General features: G+C 43.5%; 21 protein-coding genes. All 21 read left to right on the plus strand.

Going from position 1 to position 25,374, the window contains the following annotated elements; translation table 11 throughout:
- Positions 1 to 240: 240 nt before the first annotated feature.
- Complete coding sequence (locus DWZ93_RS09520) at positions 241 to 1,107, plus strand: YitT family protein (RefSeq protein ID WP_330421760.1); 867 nt, start codon at positions 241 to 243, stop codon at positions 1,105 to 1,107.
- 63 nt (positions 1,108 to 1,170) lie between these two features.
- Positions 1,171 to 2,382 (plus strand): carboxylate--amine ligase, encoded by a 1,212-nt coding sequence (locus DWZ93_RS09525; RefSeq protein ID WP_118452750.1) that lies wholly within the window; start codon positions 1,171 to 1,173, stop codon positions 2,380 to 2,382.
- Positions 2,383 to 2,400: 18 nt separating this feature from the next.
- Complete coding sequence (locus tag DWZ93_RS09530; protein ID WP_118452751.1) at positions 2,401 to 3,120, plus strand: aspartate/glutamate racemase family protein; 720 nt, start codon at positions 2,401 to 2,403, stop codon at positions 3,118 to 3,120.
- Between the two features lie 41 nt (positions 3,121 to 3,161).
- Positions 3,162 to 4,685 (plus strand): Mur ligase family protein, encoded by a 1,524-nt coding sequence (locus tag DWZ93_RS09535; RefSeq protein WP_243061256.1) that lies wholly within the window; start codon positions 3,162 to 3,164, stop codon positions 4,683 to 4,685.
- A gap of 78 nt (positions 4,686 to 4,763) precedes the next feature.
- Positions 4,764 to 5,390, plus strand: a complete 627-nt coding sequence (locus tag DWZ93_RS09540; protein ID WP_118452752.1) for a hypothetical protein — start codon at positions 4,764 to 4,766, stop codon at positions 5,388 to 5,390.
- 106 nt (positions 5,391 to 5,496) lie between these two features.
- Positions 5,497 to 7,023 carry a UDP-N-acetylmuramoyl-L-alanyl-D-glutamate--2,6-diaminopimelate ligase gene (locus DWZ93_RS09545; protein ID WP_118452753.1) on the plus strand — a complete coding sequence of 509 codons (1,527 nt, stop codon included), beginning with the start codon at positions 5,497 to 5,499 and terminating at the stop codon, positions 7,021 to 7,023.
- The gene (gene priA, locus DWZ93_RS09550; protein WP_118452754.1) at positions 7,002 to 9,227 is read left to right on the plus strand and encodes a replication restart helicase PriA; all 2,226 of its coding nucleotides are present in this window, start codon (positions 7,002 to 7,004) and stop codon (positions 9,225 to 9,227) included. The genes DWZ93_RS09545 and priA overlap by 22 nt, the downstream gene beginning before the upstream one ends.
- 44 nt (positions 9,228 to 9,271) lie before the next feature.
- Positions 9,272 to 9,742 (plus strand): peptide deformylase, encoded by a 471-nt coding sequence (gene def / locus DWZ93_RS09555; RefSeq protein ID WP_118452755.1) that lies wholly within the window; start codon positions 9,272 to 9,274, stop codon positions 9,740 to 9,742.
- A 2-nt stretch (positions 9,743 to 9,744) separates the two neighbouring features.
- Entirely contained in the window at positions 9,745 to 10,671 is a 927-nt protein-coding gene (gene fmt / locus DWZ93_RS09560) for a methionyl-tRNA formyltransferase (RefSeq protein ID WP_118452756.1), read from the plus strand.
- Positions 10,672 to 10,746: 75 nt separating this feature from the next.
- The gene (locus tag DWZ93_RS09565) at positions 10,747 to 11,448 is read left to right on the plus strand and encodes a zinc metallopeptidase (RefSeq protein ID WP_118452757.1); all 702 of its coding nucleotides are present in this window, start codon (positions 10,747 to 10,749) and stop codon (positions 11,446 to 11,448) included.
- 29 nt (positions 11,449 to 11,477) lie between these two features.
- Entirely contained in the window at positions 11,478 to 12,779 is a 1,302-nt protein-coding gene (rsmB, locus tag DWZ93_RS09570) for a 16S rRNA (cytosine(967)-C(5))-methyltransferase RsmB (RefSeq protein WP_118452758.1), read from the plus strand.
- A gap of 34 nt (positions 12,780 to 12,813) precedes the next feature.
- The gene (rlmN, locus tag DWZ93_RS09575) at positions 12,814 to 13,872 is read left to right on the plus strand and encodes a 23S rRNA (adenine(2503)-C(2))-methyltransferase RlmN (protein WP_118452759.1); all 1,059 of its coding nucleotides are present in this window, start codon (positions 12,814 to 12,816) and stop codon (positions 13,870 to 13,872) included.
- Positions 13,873 to 14,616, plus strand: coding sequence for a Stp1/IreP family PP2C-type Ser/Thr phosphatase (locus tag DWZ93_RS09580; protein WP_118452760.1), 744 nt, complete (start codon positions 13,873 to 13,875; stop codon positions 14,614 to 14,616). It begins immediately after the preceding gene.
- Positions 14,613 to 16,616: a Stk1 family PASTA domain-containing Ser/Thr kinase gene (gene pknB, locus DWZ93_RS09585; protein ID WP_279220013.1), complete on the plus strand. Its 2,004-nt coding sequence runs from the start codon at positions 14,613 to 14,615 to the stop codon at positions 16,614 to 16,616. The genes DWZ93_RS09580 and pknB overlap by 4 nt, the downstream gene beginning before the upstream one ends.
- Positions 16,617 to 16,618: 2 nt before the next feature.
- Positions 16,619 to 17,497, plus strand: a complete 879-nt coding sequence (gene rsgA, locus DWZ93_RS09590; RefSeq protein WP_118452761.1) for a ribosome small subunit-dependent GTPase A — start codon at positions 16,619 to 16,621, stop codon at positions 17,495 to 17,497.
- 2 nt (positions 17,498 to 17,499) lie between these two features.
- The gene (rpe, locus tag DWZ93_RS09595) at positions 17,500 to 18,162 is read left to right on the plus strand and encodes a ribulose-phosphate 3-epimerase (RefSeq protein ID WP_118452762.1); all 663 of its coding nucleotides are present in this window, start codon (positions 17,500 to 17,502) and stop codon (positions 18,160 to 18,162) included.
- Entirely contained in the window at positions 18,155 to 18,817 is a 663-nt protein-coding gene (locus DWZ93_RS09600; protein ID WP_118382816.1) for a thiamine diphosphokinase, read from the plus strand. The genes rpe and DWZ93_RS09600 overlap by 8 nt, the downstream gene beginning before the upstream one ends.
- 245 nt (positions 18,818 to 19,062) lie before the next feature.
- Positions 19,063 to 20,355, plus strand: coding sequence for a substrate-binding domain-containing protein (locus DWZ93_RS09605; RefSeq protein ID WP_118382815.1), 1,293 nt, complete (start codon positions 19,063 to 19,065; stop codon positions 20,353 to 20,355).
- A gap of 85 nt (positions 20,356 to 20,440) precedes the next feature.
- A complete protein-coding gene (locus DWZ93_RS09610; RefSeq protein WP_118452763.1) occupies positions 20,441 to 21,949 on the plus strand; it encodes a sugar ABC transporter ATP-binding protein in 1,509 nt (502 codons plus the stop codon).
- Between the two features lie 18 nt (positions 21,950 to 21,967).
- Positions 21,968 to 23,620 carry an ABC transporter permease subunit gene (locus DWZ93_RS09615; protein ID WP_118452764.1) on the plus strand — a complete coding sequence of 551 codons (1,653 nt, stop codon included), beginning with the start codon at positions 21,968 to 21,970 and terminating at the stop codon, positions 23,618 to 23,620.
- 143 nt (positions 23,621 to 23,763) lie between these two features.
- Positions 23,764 to 25,368: a response regulator gene (locus tag DWZ93_RS09620; protein WP_118452765.1), complete on the plus strand. Its 1,605-nt coding sequence runs from the start codon at positions 23,764 to 23,766 to the stop codon at positions 25,366 to 25,368.
- Positions 25,369 to 25,374 lie beyond the last annotated feature (6 nt).

A 25,374-nucleotide genomic window follows, 5' to 3' on the forward strand; every position in this document is an offset into this window, starting at 1 on the left:
GGTAAGAAGATGTAGAGTTTCTTGTATACGGTTTTGAAGGTATATATGATGAGGCTGTAAGTTGAAAGACTTGCAGTCTTTTTTGTTGCGTTCAGGGCCAGGCAGAAGTGCCACACCCTTGACAATATGTGAAATTAAGCCTAGAATGAATAGCGGAAAGAGCAGTTGCGGATTATAGATTTATGAGTTAGATTTATAGTTTGTGGCTGTTTTTTATTATTATGGAGCAGGAGGTACATGATGGAGAATGCAAAGGTAAAAGACTGGGTACTTGATATAGGAGCTGATCTGCTCGGCGGTATGCTGATAGCACTGGGAATTTATAATTTTGCTTTGCATGCGAATTTCCCGGTTGCAGGATTTTCGGGTATTGCGATTATTTTATATCATGTATTTGGACTCCCAATTGGTATAGGAACAATTCTGTTGAATATTCCGGTATCCATATTCTGTTATAAGTTTTTAGGAAAGGGATTTTTCTTCCGTTCGGTCAAGTCTATGGTGATTTCATCATTGCTGATGGACTATGTGGCACCATTGTTTCCGGTATACGATGGAGAAAGACTGCTTGCTGCATTGTGTATGGGTGTGCTCTGTGGTCTGGGATATGCGTTGATCTTTATGCGGGATTCTTCAACAGGAGGTCAGGATTTCATCACAGTGTCCATTCGTAAGATTCGTCCGCATCTGACACTTGGCGTACTTACGATGATCTTTGACAGTACGACGATTTTGTTGGGTACATTGATTGTCTTCCATGAAATTGATGGGTTGTTATATGGTATTATTGTAACGTTTCTGATCTCAACGGTTATGGATCATTTCATGTATGGTATTTATAAAGGGAAACTTACTTTTGTAGTGACGGAACATGGCAAGGCAGTTGTAGATGCGATCGATAAGATCAGTGGCAGAGGAGCGACAATCGTTAAGGGAGTAGGTGGATATTCGCTGAAAGAAAAGGATATCGTTTTATGTGCATGTAATAATAAAGAAATGTATCAGATCAAGCGTCGTGTGCATGAAATCGATCCGGATGCATTTACGATGATTGTAGAGTCTAATGAGGTCGTGGGAGAAGGATTCCAGGAAGGGTCATTCGATTGACACCAGATAGGGTACGGAGTATAATAAACTGACAGTATTTCGACAAAGGGGAATATATAAATTATGGAATTTAAAGAAAGAGAATTTATCCCGGTGTTGCTGGGTGGGGATATTAACACTTACAGTGTTGCACGGGCATTTTATGAACAATATCAGGTGAAATCATATGTATTCGGTAAGTATCAGACCGGACCGAGTTTTAGGAGTAAGATCACGATTTATGAAGGGAATCAGGCAATCGATACGGACGATTATTTTATGAAGCGGATTAATCGTTTCGCGAATGAACATAAGGATAAGAAGATTCTTCTGATTGGCTGTGGAGATAGCTATGTGGCACTTGCAAGCCGCCATAAGAATGAGCTTCCGGCTAATGTAATTGCACCATATATTGATTTTGACCTGATGGATAGTTTACAGCAGAAGGAACGTTTCTATGAATTGTGTGAGAAACATGGTGTAGCATATCCTAAGACGATTGTATACAAGCGTGAGATGGGACTGGATTTTGCATGTGATTATCCATATCCGGTAATTTTAAAGCCATCGAACAGTATCGCATATTGGGAGCACCCATTTGAGACACAGAAGAAGATATATAAGATCAAAGATCGTGCAGAGCTTGAAAAGGTAATTGAAGAGATTTACGGCGCAGGTTATGATGATGATCTTATTATTCAGGATATGATCCCGGGTAATGATGAATATATGCGTGTGCTGACTTCTTATTCAGACCGTGATGGTAAGGTGAAGATGATGTGCCTGGGTCATGTGCTGTTGGAAGAACATACACCACATGGTTTGGGCAATCATGCGGTTATCATTACAGAGCCGAATAAGGAACTGATGGGACGTGTGAAGAATCTGCTGGAAGATCTGCATTATGTGGGATTTTCTAATTTTGATATCAAATATGATCAGAGAGATAACACATATCGTTTCTTTGAAATTAATACCAGACAGGGAAGAAGTAATTACTATGTAACCGGATCTGGCTTTAATGTAGCGAAGTATTTTGTAGAAGATTATATTTATCACAACGAACTTCCGTATGAAGAAGCAACAGAGGAACACCTCTGGATGACTGTTCCTAAGGGAGTCGCTTATAAACATGTGAAGAATCCGGAATATGTAGCGAAGATGAAGAAGCTGGTATCGGAAGGCAAGATGGTGAATCCTGTATTTAAGAAGGGGGATCTTGGAATGAACCGTTTCCTTAGAATGGTAAAAACACATCTGAAACAGTATAAGTACTTTGACACGTATTATAACTAGAGGTATCTAAAGAATAAAATGGAAGAATTAAAGAACAGAAAGATGTTGGGGATCATAGGCGGTATGGGACCGGAGGCCAGCTGTTATTTCTACGAGAATGTAATTGCACATACGAAAGCGGAAAAGGATCAGGAGCACATCGATATGGTGCTGTTGAGTCATGCGTCCATGCCGGATCGTACAGAAGCGATCCGTACAGGAGATGACACACATTTGATCAATCTGCTGTGTAATGATGCCAGAACACTGGAAACGTTGGGAGCATCGAATATTGCAATCACCTGTAATACATCGCATTATTTTTATAAACATATACAGAATGCAGTCAAGATTCCGGTGATCAATATGATTCAGGAGAGTGTGAACTATGCGGTACATAGGTATGACAATGTGAAGCGTGTGGGAATCATGGCGACAGATGGAACAATCGGCTCTAAGATTTATCACAAAGCCTGTAGAAAAGCAGGGGTGACGCCTGTACAGCCATCAGCAGAACGGCAGGCGGATGTGATGTCACTGATCTACGATGATATCAAGGCAGGGAAGAGCGGAGACCGTGCAAAATTTGATCGTGTGGTCAGTGAGTTTATGCGCAAAGGATGCGATGTGATCATCCTGGCATGTACAGAATTATCCGTGTTTAAGGGTAAGCATGAAGTGGCATCTATTTGCCTGGATGCAATGGATGTACTGGTGGAAGAATCCATCCGCAGATCCGGAGCGGAGTATGTGGAATAACGTAATAAAGCAGAAAGATCTGTTTTAACAGGAGGAAAAAAATGGCAGAGATGAAGCATTATACACTTGGGGAATATGTGAAGCTGCTGGAGGAAAAAGGTATGCTTGCAGAATATGATCTGCAGGGAAAAGACGGAGAAGAAATCGAACTTCTTACTTATGATTCCAGAGAAGTTACACGGGGAACGCTCTTTATCTGCAAGGGCGCTGCATTTAAGGCAGAGTACCTGAAGAATTCAATGAATCAGGGAGCAGTATGTTACGTCAGTGAAAAGAAATATGAATTAGAAAAAGAAGTACCGTATATTCTGGTGAAGGGTATCAGAGATGCAATGGCGGTACTTGCTAATTTCTTCTATAATAAGCCGTGGGAAGATCTTGAAGTGATCGGATTTGGCGGAACAAAGGGCAAATCTACTTCAACATATTATATGAAAGCGGTTGTAGATGATTATCTGGCGGCACAGGACAAGCCGGAAAGTGCCGTGATCTCAACAATCGACATATACGATGGTAAATCAAAAGTAGAATCACATATTACTACACCGGAGGCAGTAGAGTTACAGATGCATCTGCGCAATGCGTTGGACTGTAACATTGAATATGCGGAGATGGAGATCTCTTCACAGGCATTAAAGTATGGTCGTGTAGATGAGATGCAGTTTGATGTATCTGTATTTTTGAATATTTCGGAAGATCATATTAGTCCGATTGAACATCCCGATTTTGAAGATTATTTCCAGTCTAAGATGAAGATGTTTGAGAAGTCCAAGACTGCAGTTGTGAATCTGGACGCAGATTATATTGATCGGATTCTGGAAGCATCAAAAGCAGCCGGAGAGGTCGTGACATTCAGCACAAAGAATCCAGACGCAGATTATTATGCTTATGATATTCATAAAGAGGGAAAAGATATTCATTTTTCGGTAAAATGTGAAGCATTTGATGAAGAATTTGTACTTACCATGCCAGGCTTCTTTAATGTGGAGAATGCGCTTGGCGTAGTTGCAGCATCTGTGAAACTTGGCATTCCGACAGAATATATTCATTCTGGACTTCGACGTGCAAGATCCAGTGGACGTATGGAGTTTTATCACAGCAAGGACCATGAGGTCATGGCAATTGTAGATTATGCACATAACAAGCTAAGCTTTGAAAAGTTATTTTCGGCTATGAAAGAGGAATTTCCGGATTATGGACTGGTAGCTATCTTTGGATGTCCTGGCAAGAAGTCACTTCTTCGTAGAAAGTATCTGGGAACGATTGCCGGTCAGTATTCTAATATGGTATACTTAGTGGCAGAGGATCCGGGATATGAACCGGTGGAAGATATTTCCAAAGAGATCGCGCAGTATGTAGAAGCCCAGAATTGTCCGTATAAGATGATTGAGGACCGCGGTGAGGCGATCAAGGATGCGATCGAGACGGCAGAAGGTAAGACACTTCTTCTGGTTACAGGTAAAGGAGCTGAGACCAGACAGAAGTATGGCTGTGAATATCTGGACTGTCCTTCAGACGTAGAGTATGTACAGCGTTATCTGGCCGAGTATGACAGCAGACATTAGAAAGTTACAAAAGAATAAGGATTTAATGCCGATGGCGTAAATCATAAATGCGGAATGAGCGAAAGGAGAACATGTATCATGAAGAAACTGGTAGCAGCGTTATTAGCTGGAGTGATGGTATTTTCACTTGCAGCCTGCGGAGAAGAAGAGGATTTTGACGCAAAAGGTTATGTGGAGGGTGTGCTGGACGCAACCTATCATGGAGAATATGCGGCACATGCGGAGGATGTAGGCGAGAGCGAAGAGGATATTAAGAAAGAGCTGGAAGATAATAATATTCAGGTTGCCAAAGATGCTCTGGCTCAGTCCGGACTGACTGCAACAGACGATGAGATTGCGGCATATGTTGCTATGATTGAAGATGGATATAAGAAGATTACCTGGACAGTAAAAGACGCAGTCAAAGATGACAATGATAATTTTACTGTAGATGTAGAGATTACTCCGGTAGGTCTTCTGGATAATCTGCAGACAATCTTCACGAACAAGCTTCAGGAAGCAGTGGCAAATGGCGTAGATGAAAGTGGTTATATGGCAGTCTTTAATGAGGCTGTACAGGAAAGTATCAATCAGGCACAGACTTATGATCCACAGACAGTGACACTCAATGTTACTTATGAAGAGAATTCAGATGGTGATCATGTATACTCTATTAATGAGAGTGATATGGAGAAATTAGATTCTATCGCAACACATATGAACTAATGTAGATGTGAATACGGATAAAAGAGGCAGAGTAATCTGCCTCTTTTGTTACCATACAAGGCTTTCGGCATAAGATGATAGCAAGGAAGTTGTGGGATGTACGGAAATGAGTATTCGCATAAAGGAATTGATTTCAGGAGTTGAATATCGAGTTATACAGGGAACAACAGAGACGGTTGTGATGGAGATCGCATATGATTCCAGAAAAACAAAGTCCGGCAGTATGTTTGTATGTATCAAAGGATATCGGACAGATGGGCATGATTATATCGAAGAAGCTGTAAGGCGAGGAGCAGTTGCGATAGTTGTACAGCAATCATATGATTGGAAAAAAGACCGGCTGCCAGAGCAGATTGCAGTGATAGCAGTCCTGGATACGCGTATTGCACTGGCAGAGATAGCAGCAGCATTTTATCGTTATCCTGCAAAAGAAATGCAGATCATAGGTGTGACCGGGACGAAAGGAAAGACGACCACTACCTACATGATACGGGAAGGTCTTAGACAGGCAGGACATAAAACAGGATTGATAGGGACGATCGAAGTTGATGCTGATGGCGCAGAGACAGGGAGAGTTCAGGCAGAGACTCATACCACGCCGGAATCACCTGAGCTTCAGCAGTATCTCCGGATTATGGCAGATGCTGGATGTGATTCAGTGGTGATGGAAGTGTCTTCTCAGGCATTAAAGATGCATCGGGTAGAAGGAATTCATTTTACGGCAACGGTATTTACCAATCTGGGAGAGGACCATATTGGACCGGGAGAACATGCGGATATGCAGGAGTATCTGGAATGTAAGCGTAAATTGTTTTTACAGACAGAGTTCGCAGCCGGCAACCAGAATGATGTGCTTCTGGAGGAAGTGTGGGCGCAGACCCTTTGTAGAAAGGTCCGTTATATGGTAAGAGATGGGGAATGTGATGGACAGAATACGCAGATGGCAGATTACGTTGCAGAGCAGATTGAGTATATTAATTTGCAGGAAGAACTTGGAATAACCTGTAATGTGAGTGGGAATATGTCGGGAAGACTTACATTATCCATGCCGGGACAGTATAATATATCCAATGGGCTTGCTGCAATGGCAGTGTTGAAAGAAATGGGAGTGTCGGATGCAGTGATCTTTGAGGCCTTGCGGACAGTGCAGGTTCCGGGACGGATGGAGCAGATAAAACTTCCGATATTGACAGGATATAGAATTCTGGTGGATTATGCTCATAATGCTATGAGTCTGAAGAATAGTCTGAAGACATTACGGAATTATCAGCCGAAGAGAATTGTTGTCATCTTTGGATGTGGCGGCAACCGGTCAAAATCCAGAAGGATGGCGATGGGAGAGACGGCTGGGAGATATGCGGATCAGGTGATCGTGACGACAGATAATCCAAGATACGAAGATCCGGAAGCTATTATGAAAGAGATAGAAATAGGTTTGTTAAAAACAAATGTTTATTATACAATGATTGCAGACAGGAAAGAAGCAGTTTATTATGCAATCGAACATGCGCAGTCAGGAGATATGATCCTGATCGCGGGGAAAGGACATGAGAATTATCAGGAGATACGGGGCATCCGTTATCCGATGGATGATAAAGAGCTGGTGAGAGAATGTATGCAGATGTTATTGTAGATATTACACATGAAAAACTAGATAAAGTATTTCAGTATCGGATACCAGATACGCTGAAGGATCGTCTGTGTATTGGTTCGGAAGTAATCGTGTCATTTGGAAAAGGTGATCGAAAGATTCGTGGATATGTAGTTGGATTTTCTGAGAAACCGGACTATGCGCCGGAGAAGATTAAGCCGATTCTTGAGATTGATGAAAAGGGCATGGCAATTGAATCCAGACTGGTACGTCTGGCAGCATGGATGAAGGAAGCTTATGGCGGTACTATGATCCAGGCATTAAAGACGGTACTTCCAATCAAGAAAAAGGAACAGGAGCGGACGAAACGTACCCTGCGTCTGTGTCTTACAGAGCAGGAAGGAAAAGAGAGACTTGAACGGTATCTGGAGAAGAATCAGAAGGCAAGAGCCAGGGTACTTGCGGCACTTTTAGACAGTCCGGAAATGGATTACGGTCTGGCAGTGAAGAAGCTTCATGTGACCGCATCGGTAGTGCGTGCGCTGGAAGAGCAGGGCGTGTTGAAGGTGGAGTCTGAACGGGAATACCGGAACCCAAAGATCCAGAAGCGGGAACAGAACGTGCCGATCCGGTATACGCCGGAACAGCAGCAGGCAATTGAACAATTTCAGAGGGAATATCTGGCTGGGGATTATGGCACTTACTTGATACACGGAGTGACCGGGAGCGGCAAGACGGAAGTATATATGGAAATGATCCGGACGGTGGCAGCAGAGGGCCGACAGGCGATCGTACTCATACCGGAGATTGCGCTGACCTGGCAGACGGTGATGCGCTTTTATCAGATATTTGGTGCCCGTGTGTCGGTGATGCATTCCCGGATGTCGGCGGGTGAGCGGTACGATCAGATGCAGCGGGCAGCAAATGGTGAGCTGGATGTGATGATCGGGCCGAGATCTGCACTCTTTACCCCATTTCCGAATCTGGGATTGATCGTTATTGACGAGGAACATGAGAACAGTTATAAGAGTGAACAGGTACCGAGATACCATGCCAGAGAGACGGCGATCGCAAGAGCGGAGATGGAACATGCAAGTGTGGTACTGGGTTCGGCCACACCGTCTATGGAAAGCTATTACCGGTGCCAAATGCGGGAATATCGTCTGATAGAACTGAAGGAGCGAGTGGGAAACAGGCCGCTCCCGACAGTACATACGACGGATATGCGGGAAGAACTGGCACATGGTAACCGGTCAATCTTCAGTGATCTGCTCCGAGAGAAGATCAGAGACCGGCTGGAAAAGGGGCAGCAGACGATGTTGTTCATCAACCGGAGAGGCTATGCAGGATTTGTATCCTGTCGTTCCTGTGGATATGTGGTGAAATGTCCACATTGTGATGTGTCATTGTCAGCACATCGGAATGGCAAGCTGCTCTGCCATTACTGCGGTTATGAAGAACCGATGATAAAAGTATGCCCATCCTGTGGATCTCGTCATGTGGGCGGATTCAAGGCAGGAACTCAGCAGATCGAGGATCTGGTGAAACGGGAATTTCCGGAAGCCAGAGTCCTGCGAATGGATATGGATACGACGAAGAATAAAGATGGTCATGAAAGAATATTATCTGCATTTGCGGATGGCGAAGCAGATATTCTGGTTGGTACGCAGATGATCGTGAAGGGACATGATTTTCCGGCAGTGACGCTGGTGGGAGTGCTGGCAGCAGATATGTCGTTATATTCTTCAGATTACAGATCCGGGGAGCGTACATTCCAGCTGCTTGTGCAGGCAGCTGGTCGTGCGGGAAGAGGAAGTGCGCCGGGTGAAGTAGTGATCCAGACTTATGATCCGGAGCACTACAGCATTAAAACAGCGGCAAAGCAGGATTATCAGGCGTTTTATCGGGAAGAACTGGAATTTCGTGACCGGATGGGATATCCACCGGTGGAGAATATGCTGGCAGTGCTTATGATGGGAGAAGAGGAGAACCTTCTGAATACAGCGGCAGAATATCTGAAGGCTTATGCTGAGCGGAGTGGTGGCAATTATCTGGAAGTAATCGGTCCGGCAGTACCGTATGTCGGTAAGGTCAGTGACATTTACCGAAAGATTCTCTATCTAAAATGTCCGAAATATGGTATGCTGATAAGAGTGAAAAATCAGCTGGAACGTTATATTAAGGTTAATTCCGGGTTTCAGACACTGAGAATTCAGTTTGATTTTAATCCGATGAATATATTTTAAGTGGTTCGGTTCTGGTGACCGGATCTGTGAAAGGAGAACAATAAATGGCACTGAGAGACATACGCGTGATGGGAGACGGGGTTCTGAATAAGACCTGCAAGGAAGTGACTAAGATGACACTTCGTACCAAGTTATTGATCCACGACATGCTGGATACAATGTACGATGCAGGAGGAGTTGGACTGGCAGCACCACAGGTGGGCATTCTTAAACGTATTGTTGTAATTGACATAGGCGAAGGACCGATCGTTCTGGTGAATCCGGAGATCGTTGAGGAGTCCGGAGAACAGACAGGAGAAGAGGGATGCTTAAGCGTTCCTGGCAAATCTGGCATTGTAACACGTCCGAATCATGTAAAAGTCAAAGCATTTAATGAAGATATGGAGCCGATCGAACTGGAAGGAGAAGAATTGCTTGCAAGAGCATTCTGTCATGAGATCGATCATCTGGATGGACATCTCTATGTGGAACTCGCAAAAGATGGCATCCATGATGTGGAGTACGAGGAGGACTAAGAATGAGAGTTATTTTCATGGGAACGCCGGATTTTTCGGTGGGAACACTGGAAGCACTTATAGAAGCAGGGCATGAGATTGTACTGGCAGTAACACAGCCGGACAAGCCGAGAGGACGCGGTAAGGAGATGCAGTACTCCCCGGTAAAAGAGGCGGCACTCGCACACGATATTCCGGTGTATCAGCCACAGCGGATTCGCAATGCAGAATGTGTGGAAGAATTAAAGAAATATCCGGCAGATGTGATGGTAGTTATCGCATTTGGACAGATTTTACCAAAAGAGATCCTGGATATGACAAAGTATGGCTGTATTAATGTACATGCTTCACTGCTTCCGGATTATCGCGGCGCAGCACCGATCCAGTGGGCGGTGATCAATGGTGAACCGGTCAGTGGCGTGACAACTATGCAGATGGATGAGGGACTGGATACCGGTGATATGATCATGAAGACGGAAATCGTGCTGGATGAGAAAGAAACTGGTGGTTCTTTACATGATAAGCTGGCAGAGGCCGGAGCAAAGCTGTGTGTGGAGACGTTAAAGGCGGTGGAAGACGGTACTGCAGTTCGCACGAAACAGGGCGAGACCGGTACGGATTATGCGAAGCAGCTGAATAAGAAGATGGGAGATATCGACTGGACAAAGCCTGCGGTAGAGATCGAGCGGCTGATTCGTGGACTGAATCCATGGCCAAGCGCATATACTTCATGGAGTGATAAGACTATGAAGATCTGGGAGGCTGAGGTTCTGGATAAAGAGTCAGGACAGGCACCGGGTACAGTTGCAGAAGTGGATAAGAAGACATTTGCAGTGCAGACCGGAAAAGGGATGCTGAAGATACTGAGTCTGCAGCTTCCAGGCAAGAAAAGAATGGATACCGATGCATTTCTGCGGGGTAATCAGATAAAAATAGGCGAAACATTGTAAAAAAAGTGTGAAAAACAGGTTATTGGCCTGTTTTTCGACTATAATAAGGAAAACGCATTACAGGGGGTAAGAACAATGTTTTATTATTATATGGATCCTACGTATATACTGGTGCTGATCGGTGTGGTAATCTGCATGGCAGCATCGTCTAAGATGAACCGTACATTTCAGAAGTATTCCAGAGTGCGCAGCCACAATGGAATGACCGGAAGAGAAGCTGCGGAGCGTATTCTGCACAGCCAGGGAATCTATGATGTGCGTGTAGAGCATGTATCCGGCAATCTGACAGATCATTATGATCCGAGAAATAAAGTACTGCGTCTGTCAGATGCTACATGGCAGTCTACATCTGTTGCGGCTATTGGAGTTGCAGCGCATGAGTGCGGTCACGCATTACAGCATGCAAGGGGATATGTGCCGCTTTCTATCCGAAGCACACTGGCACCAGTAGCAAGTTTTGGAAGCGGTATTGCATGGCCATTGATCATTCTGGGACTGATCTTTAACAATCATATGTCAGTGACATTACTGAATCTTGGTATTCTTGCGTTTTCACTGGCGGTACTGTTTCAGATTGTGACTCTTCCGGTAGAATTTAATGCATCCAGAAGAGCACTGCATCTGCTTGGCAGTACGGGAATGCTCTATGAACCAGAGGTATCCGATGTGCGTAAGGTACTGACGGCGGCAGCACTGACTTATGTGGCAGGAACAGCATCTGCAATCTTACAGCTGCTCAGAATTCTTATTCTGACTGGCGGAAGACGCAATGATTAAGAGCCTGAACAGTTACAAAAGGAGTATATATGGGAAATACAGTAAATGACCGGGAACTGATACTTGAGATCCTTCTGGCGGTAACCAGAGATGGAGAGTATAGTCATATTGCCCTTCGGAATGTGCTGGAGAATTACCAGTATCTGGATAAATCGGAGCGGGCATTTATTACGAGAGTAACCGAGGGTACATTAGAACGTATGATAGAACTGGATTACATTATTAACCAGTTCTCCAAGACAAAAGTCAATAAAATGAAACCGGTGATCCGGACGATTATCAGGAGCGCAGTCTATCAGCTGAAGTATATGGACAGCGTTCCTGATTCAGCTGTCTGTAATGAGGCAGTGAAGCTGGCTGGTAAGAGAGGATTTTCCGGATTAAAAGGATTTGTCAATGGCGTGCTGCGCAATATCAGCCGTAACCTGGACAGTGTGAAGTATCCGGATAAGTCAGATACGGTAAAGTGGCTGTCCGTAATGTACTCAATGCCGGAATGGATCATTACCGAATGGCTGAAGAATTATGATTGTGAGATGGTAGAGAAGATGCTGCAGGCATTTCTGGCTGAACGTCCAACAACGATCCGATGCAATCTGAGCCAGATAAGCAGAGATGAGCTTGCGGAAGAATTGAAGAAGGAAGGCGTGAAAGTACGCCTGTGTGATACCGTCGACAGTGCACTGTTTATCAGTGGATATGATTATCTGGGAGCATTGAAAAGCTTCAGAGCGGGACATTTCCAAGTTCAGGATATCAGTTCTATGGAAGTGGCAGAATGGGCAGATCCGAAAGAGGACGAGTATATTATCGATGTGTGTGCAGCACCGGGCGGCAAGTCGTTGCATCTGGCAGATAAGCTTACAGGAAAGGGACATGTAGAAGCGAGGGATCTGACGCCGTACAAGGTAGACCTGATCCGTGATAATATTGCGCGTATAGGCATAGATAATATAGAAGCTGTGTGTCAGGATGCAACGGTATACGACGAAGCATCTGAGAAGAAGGCAGACATTCTGATCGCGGATCTGCCGTGTTCGGGACTTGGTGTACTTGGTAAAAAGACGGATCTGAAATATAAAATGAATCCGGATACACAGGAAGAACTGGTTCATTTGCAGAGAGAGATCCTGTCTGTGGTACACCGCTATGTCAAGTCCGGCGGTAAGCTGTTATACAGCACCTGTACGATCCATAGGGCAGAGAATCAGGAGAACGCAGCGTGGTTTGCAGAGCAGTATCCGGAGTTTGAACTGGTAAGAGAACGACAGTTCCTTCCAGGAGTGGATGACAGTGATGGATTCTATATTGCTGAGTTTGTCAGAAAGTAAATACAGCATAGTCTGAAGAAATGAGAGAATGACGATGGAAAAGACAATCGAGAAAGTAGATGTACGTTCCTTGGATTATAAAGAACTGCAGGAAGAAATGACGAGAATTGGAGAAAAAGCCTTTCGGGGGAAACAGATCTATGAATGGCTGCATGTGAAGCTGGCAGACAGCTTTCAGGAAATGACCAATCTTTCCAGGAGCCTGCGGGAAAGGCTGGAAGCACAGTATGTGATCCGCAAGGTGGATATGCTGGAGCATCAGATATCGAAGAAGGATCCTACGGAAAAGTTCCTCTTTGAGCTGGAAGACGGCAATGTGGTAGAGAGTGTACTAATGAAATATAATTATGGCAATTCAGTTTGCATTTCATCACAGGTCGGATGCCGGATGGGATGCAAGTTCTGTGCCTCGACGATTGGTGGGAAGGTACGAAATCTGACTACATCAGAGATGCTGGGACAGGTGTACCGAATTCAGAAAATCAGCGGAGAGCGGGTATCCAATATCGTAGTCATGGGAACCGGAGAGCCATTAGATAACTATGATAATTTTCTGAAGTTTATCCATATGGTCAGTGATGAACATGGACTGCATATCAGCCAGCGCAATATCACAGCATCGACCTGTGGGATCGTGCCTAATATTAAGCGGCTTGCAGAAGAAAAGCTGCAGATCACACTGGCTTTGTCACTACATGGTTCCAGTCAGGAAAAACGACAGGAACTGATGCCGATCGCTTATCAGTATGATCTGTCAGAGGTACTTGCGGCATGTGAGGAGTATTTTGAGAAGACAGGACGGCGCATCACATTTGAATACAGCCTGGTGCAGGGTGTCAATGATACAGCGGAGGATGCGGCAAGACTGATTAAGATGTTGGGACATATGAATTGTCATATGAATCTGATTCCGGTGAATCCGATCAAAGAGCGCGCATTCCAGAAACCTAGCCGCAAAAATGCGGAGGAATTCAAAAATAAACTTGAACATAGTGGAATAAATGTTACAATAAGAAGAGAACGCGGTTCTGATATAGATGGGGCCTGCGGTCAATTGAGACGACGTCATATTACTTCTAAAAAGGAGAACTAGATGAAATATTATGCAATGACTGATGTCGGAAGACGGCGTGAAATGAATCAGGATTATGTATATGCAATGGGGCAGCCGATTGGTCCGTTCCCAAACCTGCTGGTGGTAGCCGATGGAATGGGAGGACACAAAGCGGGTGATTTTGCATCCAAATTCACAGTAGAAGTTGTAAAGCGTGAGATCGCAGGAAGCCGGAGCAGAAAGCCGGAGAAAGTACTGCATGACGCGATACAGGTTGCCAATCGGGAGCTGATCCGTGTGGCATCGAGGGATGTGAAGCTGGAAGGCATGGGTACGACACTTGTAGTTGCAACGGTGATCGGTGATACGCTGTATTTTGCCAATATCGGTGACAGCCGTCTCTATTTGATAGATGATAATATAAAGCAGTTGTCCAAGGATCATTCCCTGGTAGAAGAGATGGTACGTCTGGGTGGTATCAAAGCGGAAGATGCAAGGAATCATCCGGATAAGAATATTATTACCAGAGCCATGGGGGTGAAGGATGAAGCAGAAGCTGATTTTTATGAATTCAGGATCAAAAGGGGAGATAAGATTCTGATGTGTACCGATGGACTTAGTAACATGGTAGAAGACGAAGATATGTTTGGACTGGTGAAGGGGTCACGGGATGTTGTCGAAGCTGTTCAGATGTTGATAGACAGAGCGAACAGCAACGGAGGAAGAGATAACATCGGAGTGGTACTTGCCGAACCGATTGCAAGTGAGGAGAGTACGTGGTGAGCATTTATTTAGGTAAGCGATATGAAGTGTTAACGAAGATCGGCGCAGGCGGTATGGCGGATGTCTACAAAGGCAAAGACCATATGCTGAATCGTTATGTGGCGATCAAGGTATTGAAGAAGGAATTCAGAGAAGACGAGACATTTGTTAAGAAGTTTCGCTCTGAGGCTCAGGCAGCAGCCGGGCTTCTGAACCCGAATATTGTTAATGTATATGATGTAGGGGAAGATCGTGGTCTGTACTACATGGTCATGGAACTGGTAGACGGCATCACGTTAAAAGAATATATTGATAAAAAAGGCAGACTGTCTGCAAAGGAAGTTATCAGCATCGCCATTCAGATGTGTAATGGTATTGAGGCGGCACATGAACGACAGATCGTACATCGGGATATCAAGCCGCACAATGTGATGATTTCCAAGGATGGCAAGGTGAAGGTGACAGACTTTGGTATTGCCAAGGCTGCATCGTCAGCGACGGTCAGCACCTCTGCGATGGGATCCGTACATTATACTTCGCCGGAGCAGGCAAGAGGCGGGTATGTAGATACCAAGAGTGATATCTATTCCGTAGGTATTACCTTGTATGAGATGGTGACAGGTCATGTGCCGTTTGATGGTGAGACAGCTGTAGAAGTTGCTGTGAAGCATCTGCAGGAAGAGATTACGCCACCATCGGAAGAAGTGCCGGATATTCCGTACAGTCTGGAACAGATTATTTTAAAATGTACACAGAAGAATTCAGAGAGACGTTATGATAATATGGAAGATCTTATCAAAGATCTGAAACATGCATTAGTAGATCCGGATGGCGACTTTGTACAGATCATACCACAGAATAATGCAGATACTGTGATCATTACAGAAGATGAGTTGAATGATATCCGTGATTCTTATGATGACACGGATGATTACGATGATGATAGCTATGATGACGGTTATGATGATGAGTATGACGATGATTACGATGACGAAGACGAGGAGCATGACAGTGATGAAGTGAACCCGCGCATGAATAAGATCATGAAGATTCTTACGATCGTAGTAGCTGTATTGATCCTTGTGGTATTGGGAGTTGTAGTTGGTAAGGCTACAGGTGTCCTGAAGTTTAATAAAGGTATCCTGGCACTTGATACAGAGAATAAGATCAAGGTGCCGAATCTTGTAGGCAAGACAGAAGGCGAAGCGAAACAGATTCTGGAAGAATCCGGATTGAAGTGTAAGGTTACAGCCAGACGTGAGTCTAAAAAATATGACGAAGGATATGTTATCGAACAGAATCCGGAAGAGGGCAAACGCGTAAAGAAAGGCTATGATGTAGAGATTGTAGTAAGCTCTGGAAAGAAGACAGAAGAAGGTACAATCCCGGATGTATCCGGACAGGATGAAGCATCAGCACAGAAAGCTCTGGAAAATGCAGGATTTACCAATATTAAATCTGAAGCTGTGTATAGTGAAGAAGAGCAGGGTACTGTTATTGGCACGAATCCGAAAGCAGGAACTAAGGTTAGCAAAGATACAGAGATTACCATGCAGGTCAGCAAAGGTTCTGAGAAAATTACGGTACCGAATGTGGTCGGTAAGACAGAGTCAGAAGCCAAGAGTGCGATCACAGGAGCAGGTCTGACAGTGTCTACTGTTGAGACAGAGTATAATGAGAACTATTCAGAAGGTCAGGTTATCCGTCAGGATCCGGCAAGCGGCAAGGTGGAAAAGGGAACCAGTGTCAGTCTGGTAGTAAGTCTTGGCAAGAAACCGGAGACGAAGCTGACGGTACCGAATGTGGTCAATGTATCAGAGGCGAGTGCACGACAGATGATCAGCAATGCAGGACTGACTGTATCAGATACAACATATATTTCCAGTGATACGGTGGCAGCAGGATGTGTTATCAGTTGTAGTCCTGGTGTCGGATCGGAAGTGTCTAAGGGCACAGGAGTGAGTCTTGTGATCAGTACCGGTTCATCCGCTTCTGGTGGTAATATGGGAAATGAGCAGTAATTATGCAGGGTAAGATAGTGAAAGGTATTGCCGGATTCTACTATGTTCACGTAGTAGAATTCGGTATTTACGAATGTAAGGCAAAAGGTATTTTTCGAAAAAAAGGCACCAAACCACTGGTTGGTGATAATGTAGAGATCGATATTCTGGATGAAGAGACGAAACTGGGTAATATCCGTGAGATACTGCCAAGAAAGAATGAATTGATCCGTCCGGCGGTTGCCAATGTGGATCAGGCACTTGTGGTATTTGCAGTAAAGAAGCCGGCCCCACATTTTAATCTGTTGGATCGTTTTCTGGTTATGATGGAAAGCAAGGATATACCTGTTGTATTGTGCTTTAATAAACAAGATGTGGCCTCATTGGAAGAGATGCAGGAGATCAGAGAGATTTACGAGCCATCTGGATATCGTGTGGCATTTATCAGCGCACGGATGGAAGAGAATATTGACGAGATCAGAGAACTGCTGGAAGGAAAGACAACGACGGTGGCGGGACCATCCGGTGTGGGTAAGTCTTCGTTGATCAATTGTCTACAGCAGGAGATACAGATGGAGACGGGGGCAATCAGCCAGAAGATTGACCGCGGCAAGCACACTACAAGACATTCCGAGCTGATTACAGTAGATGAGAATACATATATCATGGATACTCCGGGATTCAGCTCGCTGTATACCAATGATTTTGAAAAAGAAGAACTCAAACAGTATTTTCCGGAATTTGAACCATATGAAGGACAGTGCAGATTCAATGGATGCGATCATGTGCATGAACCGGACTGTGCGGTGAAGCGTGCACTGGAAGAAGGTAAGATCAGCCAGGTAAGATATCAGAATTATCTGGAATTATATAAAGAACTAAAGGAAAAGAGGAGGTACTAGAATTGAAGTACGTAATTGCTCCTTCCATTCTGTCAGCAGATTTTACACAGCTTGGTAAGGATATCAAAGAAACAGAAGAAGGCGGTGCAGCTTACCTGCACTTTGACGTTATGGATGGTATGTTTGTGCCAAATATATCTTTCGGAATTCCGGTTATGAAATCGATCCGTAAGGCAACACACCAGGTGATGGATGCACATCTTATGGTGCAGGATCCAATTCGTTATGTGAAAGCATTTAAAGAGGCAGGTGCAGATCTGATCACGGTACATCTTGAGGCATGTCCGGATGTACGCAAGACGTTGACGGAGATTAAAGATCTTGGGATTATGGCAGGACTTTCTATCTGTCCTGAGACACCGGTAGAAGAGATTCGTGAATATCTGGAATATGTAGATATGATACTGATCATGTCTGTACATCCGGGTGCGGGTGGACAGAAGTTCATGGAAGAATCACTGGATCGTATCCGTGAGACCAGAAAAATGATTGAAGAAAGCGGAAAAGAGATCGATATTCAGGTTGATGGCGGTGTGAAGTTTGAGAATGCCCGTAAGATCCTGGATGCAGGAGCTAATATTCTGGTAGCCGGTTCTGCTGTATTCGGTGATAACATTGTTGAAAATACAAGAAAATTTGTGGAGATATTCAGAGACTATGAGTAAGTGTGCAATCATTGTCAGTGGGGGAACTCTTGATGAGGCATTGGCATTTGAAACGCTTAGGGAGTATGAAGAACCATGTGTGATCGGTGTAGATCGGGGCGTAGAATTTCTCTATCACCACAAGATCCGTCCGAATTATATCGTAGGAGATTTTGACAGTCTGCCAGAGGAGATCGTTACCTATTACAAGGAGCGGAACGATGTACCGATCCGGGAGTTTAATCCGGTGAAGGATGCAACGGATACAGAGATTGCAGTGCGTCTTGGTATGACGCTGGGATGTAGTAAGCTGATCATTCTGGGGGCGACAGGTGGAAGACTGGATCATTTCTGGGCAAATGTACAGACTCTTATGATTTCACATAAGGCAGGCATCTATGCGGAGATTCTGGATACACAGAATCGGATCCGTCTGATTGGCGGCGAGACACATATCCGTAGAGAAGATATGTACGGTCCGTATTTCAGTGTATTTCCGCTGGGTGAGATTATCTATGGATTTAATATTACCGGGGCAAAGTATCCGCTCAGGGACCATACGCTGACACCATATGACAGTCTCTGTGTGAGCAATGAGATCGCAGAAGGCGAAGATGAAGCGGTGATTGACTATTCCGGAGGTACCGTGATACTGATGGAGACGAGAGATCGATAAATAATAAAAGTAAAAAGACTATGCAGACGGACGAGATGGCAAAGTGGTCCAAAATGCATAGTCTTTTATTATGTACTGAATGGGGAAATGTTGAAAATATATAAAAATATTAAGAAAAACAATAGAATTTTGATAATTAATCCAAAAATATTCTATTCTTTCCTGGTGGGTTCGTTATTATAATTAAATTAATCAATTAAGCGAAGGGCTTATAGAACAAAACGACCAAATGGGAGGAAAGAAAAATGAAAAGAAAAGTAATTGCAACAATGCTGGCAGCAACGCTTGCATTATCTCTGGCAGGATGTGGAGGATCTTCAGGATCTTCAGGATCTTCAGGTTCATCTGATTCATCAAGTTCTTCAGAGAGCAGCACAGCCAACAAAGACAAACCACTGTGCTGGTTTAACCGTCAGCCATCCAACAGCTCAACCGGAGAACTGGATCAGGAGGCACTGAACTTTAACAAAGATACTTATTATGTAGGATTTGATGCTAACCAGGGTGCTGAACTTCAGGGCCAGATGGTTGTAGATTATATCAAAGCTAATGCGGACAAGATCGACAGAAATGGTGACGGAGTGATCGGTTACGTACTTGCGATCGGAGATATCGGACATAATGATTCAATTGCACGTACACGTGGTGTTCGTTCAGCTCTTGGTACAGGCGTAGAAGCTGATGGCGATGTTGATTCTACTCCGGCAGGAACAAATGTAGACGGATCATCTAAAGTTGTTCAGGATGCAACTCTTGAAATCGATGGAAAGACATTTACGATTCGTGAGTTGGCTTCTCAGGAAATGAAGAACGCAGCAGGAGCAACATGGGATGCAGCTACAGCCGGTAATGCAATCGGAACATGGACAGCATCATTTGGCGATGAGATTGATGTTGTTGTTTCTAACAATGATGGTATGGGAATGTCAATGTTCAATGCATGGGCAAAAGACAGTAAAGTTCCTACATTTGGATATGATGCAAACAGTGATGCGGTAGCAGCTATCGGCGAAGGATACGGCGGAACAATTTCACAGCATGCAGATGTTCAGGCTTATCTGACACTGAGAGTTCTTCGTAACTCACTTGACGGAGTAGATATTGACACAGGTATCGGTACAGCTGATGAGGCTGGTAACTGCCTGACAGAAGGTGAAGATTACAGATACAGCGAAGAAGACAGATCTTACTACGCATTGAATGTTGCAGTAACAGCTGATAACTACAAAGACTTTACAGATTCTACCAAGGTTTATGACAAGGTTTCTAAGCAGCTGGATTCAGAGAAGAGCCCATCTAAGAAAGTATGGCTGAACATTTATAACTCATCTGATAATTTCCTGAGTTCTACATATCAGCCACTGCTTGAGAACTACGATGATCTTCTCAACTTAACTGTAGATTACATCGGTGGAGATGGACAGACAGAGTCTAACATCACAAACCGTCTTGGTAATCCTGGAGAGTATGATGCATTTGCAATTAACATGGTTAAGACAGATAACGCAGCAGCATATACATCAATCCTTTCTAACTAAGAAGTAAGTAAAACAGTAAATGAATGAAATAAAGAAGGGCGTCGAGCTGGATGCCCTTCTTTCTCTAAGAAAAGGAAGCAGAGCTATGGCAGAGGATAAGAATAAGTACATCTTATCGATTAATGGCATGAGCAAATCATTCGGCAGGAATAAGGTTCTGAAACATATCGACCTGAATGTCAAACCCGGATCTATCATGGGACTTATGGGTGAGAATGGTGCCGGAAAATCGACAATGATGAAATGTCTATTTGGAACCTATCAGAAAGATGAGGGGACAATTATATTAGATGGACGGGAAGTTAATTTCTCAGGTCCGAAGGATGCGCTTGAAAATGGGGTGGCAATGGTTCATCAGGAGTTGAATCAGTGTCTGGAAAGAAGCGTAGTGGATAATATGTTCCTTGGACGATATCCGAAAAATTCATTCGGAATCGTTGACGAGGCAAGAATGAAAAAGGAAACGTCGAAGTTGTTCCGAAAGCTTGGAATTACAGTGAGTCTGACGCAGCCGATGAAGAAAATGTCTGTATCGCAGCGTCAGATGTGTGAGATCGCAAAAGCGATTTCCTATAATTCAAAGGTGATTGTACTGGACGAGCCAACATCTTCACTGACAGCACCGGAAGTGGAAAAGCTGTTTAAGATGATGCGGCAATTGAAAGCACAGGGAATTTCGTTGATCTATATTTCTCACAAAATGGACGAGATACTTGATATTTGTGATGAGATATCAGTATTGCGAGATGGTAATCTGGTTATGACGAAAGATAGCAAGGACACAGATATGAATGAGCTGATCGCAGCCATGGTTGGGCGTTCTCTTGATAACCGTTTTCCACCTGTGGATAATGAACCGGGAGAGACAGTTTTTTCTGTACAGAATCTCTCGACGAAATATGCACCAAAGCTTCAGAACATTTCGTTTGATATTAGAAAAGGTGAGATTTTTGGTTTTTATGGTCTGGTTGGTGCCGGAAGAACCGAACTTCTGGAAACTATATTTGGAATGCGTACCAGAGCAGAAGGTAATGTAATATACAATGGTAAAATCATGAATTTCAATTCTCCAAGGGAGGCAATGGATCATGGATTTGCATTGATTACGGAGGAAAGAAAGGCAAATGGTCTGTTCCTGAAAGGTGACCTTACCTTTAATACGACTATTTCAAATATGAATCATTATAAGAATGGAATTGCATTGTCACATGATCGTATGGTACGTGCAACTGCAGAAAAGATCCGAATCATGCGTACAAAATGCATGGGACCGGATGATATGATTTCAAGTCTTTCCGGAGGAAACCAGCAGAAGGTTATCTTTGGAAAGTGGTTGGAACGTTCGCCGAGTATATTTATGATGGATGATCCTACCAGAGGAATCGATGTAGGAGCAAAATATGAGATTTATGAACTGATCATTAATATGGCAAAACAGGGAAAAACAATTATTGTAGTTTCTTCTGAGATGCCGGAGATTCTGGGAATTACGAACCGTATTGGAGTAATGTCCAATGGTCGTCTGGCCGGAATCGTTAACACCAAAGAGACAGATCAGGAAGAATTATTGAGACTCAGTGCAATGTACTTATAATAGAGAGGAGCAGTGAATATGGCAGAGAACAGTGTAATTCTTTCGGTTGAAGAAGAAGCAAAGCTTTTGCAGCCGATTGATGAATACGTTGGTAAAATACAGGATCAGATTGACGCACTTCGCGTTGATGGAACCGATCAGGTTAATAATATCAGCAATTGTATTGCAATTGCGAAAGAAAACAAGAATTTATCAAAAGAAGAACAGGCAAAACTTATTGCTGAGTATAAACAAGAACTGGAAAAAGCAAAATCAGTAGAAAATGCTAATAAGCAGGAAGTCACCAGGTTGATTGCAGAAGCAGAAAGTTATCTTGCCAAGCATTACAATAGCGAGTATTACGATATTGTTGCAAAGAGCTGTGAGGCAGAAAAGAAAGCAGAAAACAGTAATTATGATAAGCTGAAACAGGATCTTCAGACTGAACATAAGCAGAGACTGAATAGTTTGAAAGATGCAGAAGACATCAAAGCAGAAAAGTATAATTATAAGAATAAACTGTTTGATGCTCAGATGGCACATGAATCCAGAATCCAGGAGATCAAAGACAGAAGACATGATGCATTTATGCATAAGTTCCATCTGATCGACCTTCTGAGAATGTCTAAATTCACGTTTGCACAGAAACGTATCCAGAGTTGGGAAAACTATAAATATTCGTTTAATGTATCTCAGTTCCTGTACAAAAACGGTCTGTATATTGTTATCATTATGATTTTTATTGCATTGTGTATCATTACACCGATGGTGAAAAATGCTCAGCTGCTTACAGTAACCAATATTCTGAACATTTTACAGCAGGCATCGCCGCGTATGTTCCTGGCTCTTGGTGTTGCAGGACTGATTCTTCTGACAGGTACGGACCTTTCTGTAGGACGTATGGTTGGTATGGGTATGGTTACAGCAACGATCATTATGCATAACGGTATTAATACAGGTAGTGTGTTTGGTCACATTTTTGACTTTTCTGCTATGGCACCTGTGCAGAAAGCATTACTGGCATTAGCTACATGTATTTTCCTTACAACTATGTTTGCGATGATCGCCGGATTTTTTATGGCAAGGTTTAAGATGCATCCGTTCATTTCGACGATGGCAAATATGCTGATCATCTTTGGACTCGTAACTTATGCTACCAAGGGTGTTTCGTTTGGTGCAATTGATGCTGCTATTCCAAATATTTTTATTCCACAGATCGGTAAGTTCCCGACAATTATTCTTTGGGCTGCAGCAGCAGTATTTGTCGTATGGTTTATCTGGAATAAGACAACATTTGGTAAGAACCTGTATGCAGTAGGAGGAAATCCGGAGGCAGCAGCAGTATCTGGTATTTCTGTATTCAAGGTGACAATGGGAGCATTCATTCTGGCTGGTATTCTGTATGGATGTGGATCATGGCTGGAATGCAACCGAATGATCGGTTCAGGAAGTGCAGCTTATGGACAGGGATGGGATATGGATGCCATTGCAGCCTGTGTGGTTGGTGGTGTGTCATTTACCGGTGGTATCGGTAAGATCTCAGGTGTAGTAACTGGTGTGCTGATCTTTACATCACTTACATACTCTTTGACAATTCTTGGAATTGATACCAACCTTCAGTTCATTTTTGAAGGAATTATTATTCTTGCAGCGGTTACGCTTGACTGTCTGAAATATGTACAGAAGAAATAATTAGAAAAACAGTAATGAGCAAGCCGCCTTTATTCGTCGGATAGAGATGAAAAAGGCGGCTTTTACGATATGATTGTTTAGTATCATATTATTTTCTGATATAATGATAACAGAAGTCCGGAGCGTGACAGAGGGGTATTAGAATGGAACAATACAAAGTGATCCTGGTAGATGATGAAGTGGAAGTGATTGATGCGATGCAGGCATTAATCCATTGGGATGAACTGGGATTTGAAGTGGTAGGCAGTGCGACAAACGGAGTGAAGGCACTGGAACTTGTGGAAAAACTTCAGCCGGATGTGGTGTTGACGGATATTAAGATGCCATATATGGATGGGCTGGAGTTAGCAAGAAGATTGAATAAGGACTATCCGAATATCTATATTCTGCTGTGTACAGGGTTTGATGAATTTGAATATGCGCAAGAAGCAGTACACCTTGAGATTAAGGAATATATGCTGAAACCGATCAATGCATCGGAATTATCCACAGGTCTGACAAAGTTGAAAGATACCCTGGATCGTGAGCGTGAAGAAAAATTAAATGTGCGTAAGCTGGAAGATTATTTTAAGGAAGTATTGCCTGCATTGCGTTCAAATTTATTCGTGTCATTAATAGAAGGTCGGATCAGCGAACAGGAATATCAGAGATTTCTTTCTGCATACCGAGTGGAAATGCAGGGTCCGCTGTATTGCTGTGTGATCTTCCATACATCCAGCACTCATGTGCCGGATGGTGTAGATCCTGTGCTTTTGTCAATGTCAGTTGAACGGGAAATCAAGGAGCGCCTGGCGACAGAATGGAAATGTCAGGAATTTATATATCTGGGGAATACACTCCTAATCGTGGAACTGGAGATGGAAGAGAAAATTGCGGAATTAACAGATGCGTGTGACCGGTTCTGCAGATGGGCATATCGGATTATGGGAGCAGTTGTAACTGCAGGAATAGGAAGAACAAGTGATAGTCTGTTTCATATCCATCTTTCTTATGAAGGTGCACGGGAAGCGGTGTCTTACAGAGTTCTGTATGGAACGAAACGTGCGATCAGTATCGGAGAGATTGTGCCGAAGGAACAGAATCTGACCATACAGGCAGAAGAGACCCGGATGCAGGAATTATTTCGGGCAGTGCATGTAGGTAATCAGGAAAAGATTGAAAAGGCGGTTAAAAAAGAAATTGAGATATTGCATAAAAACGCAGATACGATCGAACAGTATCGTTTGGCAACAATGGAGATTGTGAGTGGCTTTTACAGATTCTGTGTAAATAATTCAATAGATTTTAATGGAATATCCAAAGATATGCAGAGCAACTATGAAAAAGTACCGGAGATGGATGAAAGTACACTTGCGGCATGGCTGATAGAAGTATCCATGACGATTAGTGATATGTTAAAGAAGGCAAGGAACAGTACATCCAGAAGGCTTGTAACAGAGGCACAGAATCTGGTTAAGAATCGCTATATGGAAGCAGAAATATCACTGGATGAAGTGTGTTCGGTACTTGGGGTATCTAATTCCTATTTTTCCTCGGTGTTTAAAAAGGAGACAGGCAAGCCATTTATTACATATCTGACAGATTACAGAATGGACATTGCGGCAGATCTGATGGTAAATACGAATGATAAGAGTTATACGATTGCGGAGAAAGTCGGATATCCGGATGCTAATTATTTCAGTTATGTGTTTAAAAAGAGATTCGGAGTATCTCCGTCCAAGTACAGAACAAAGTATCTGCAAAAATAAGCTGGC

Origin of the sequence: Dorea sp. AF36-15AT, assembly GCF_003477705.1 — a bacterium.
GTDB classification, from domain to species: Bacteria; Bacillota; Clostridia; order Lachnospirales; family Lachnospiraceae; genus Claveliimonas; species Claveliimonas ammoniilytica.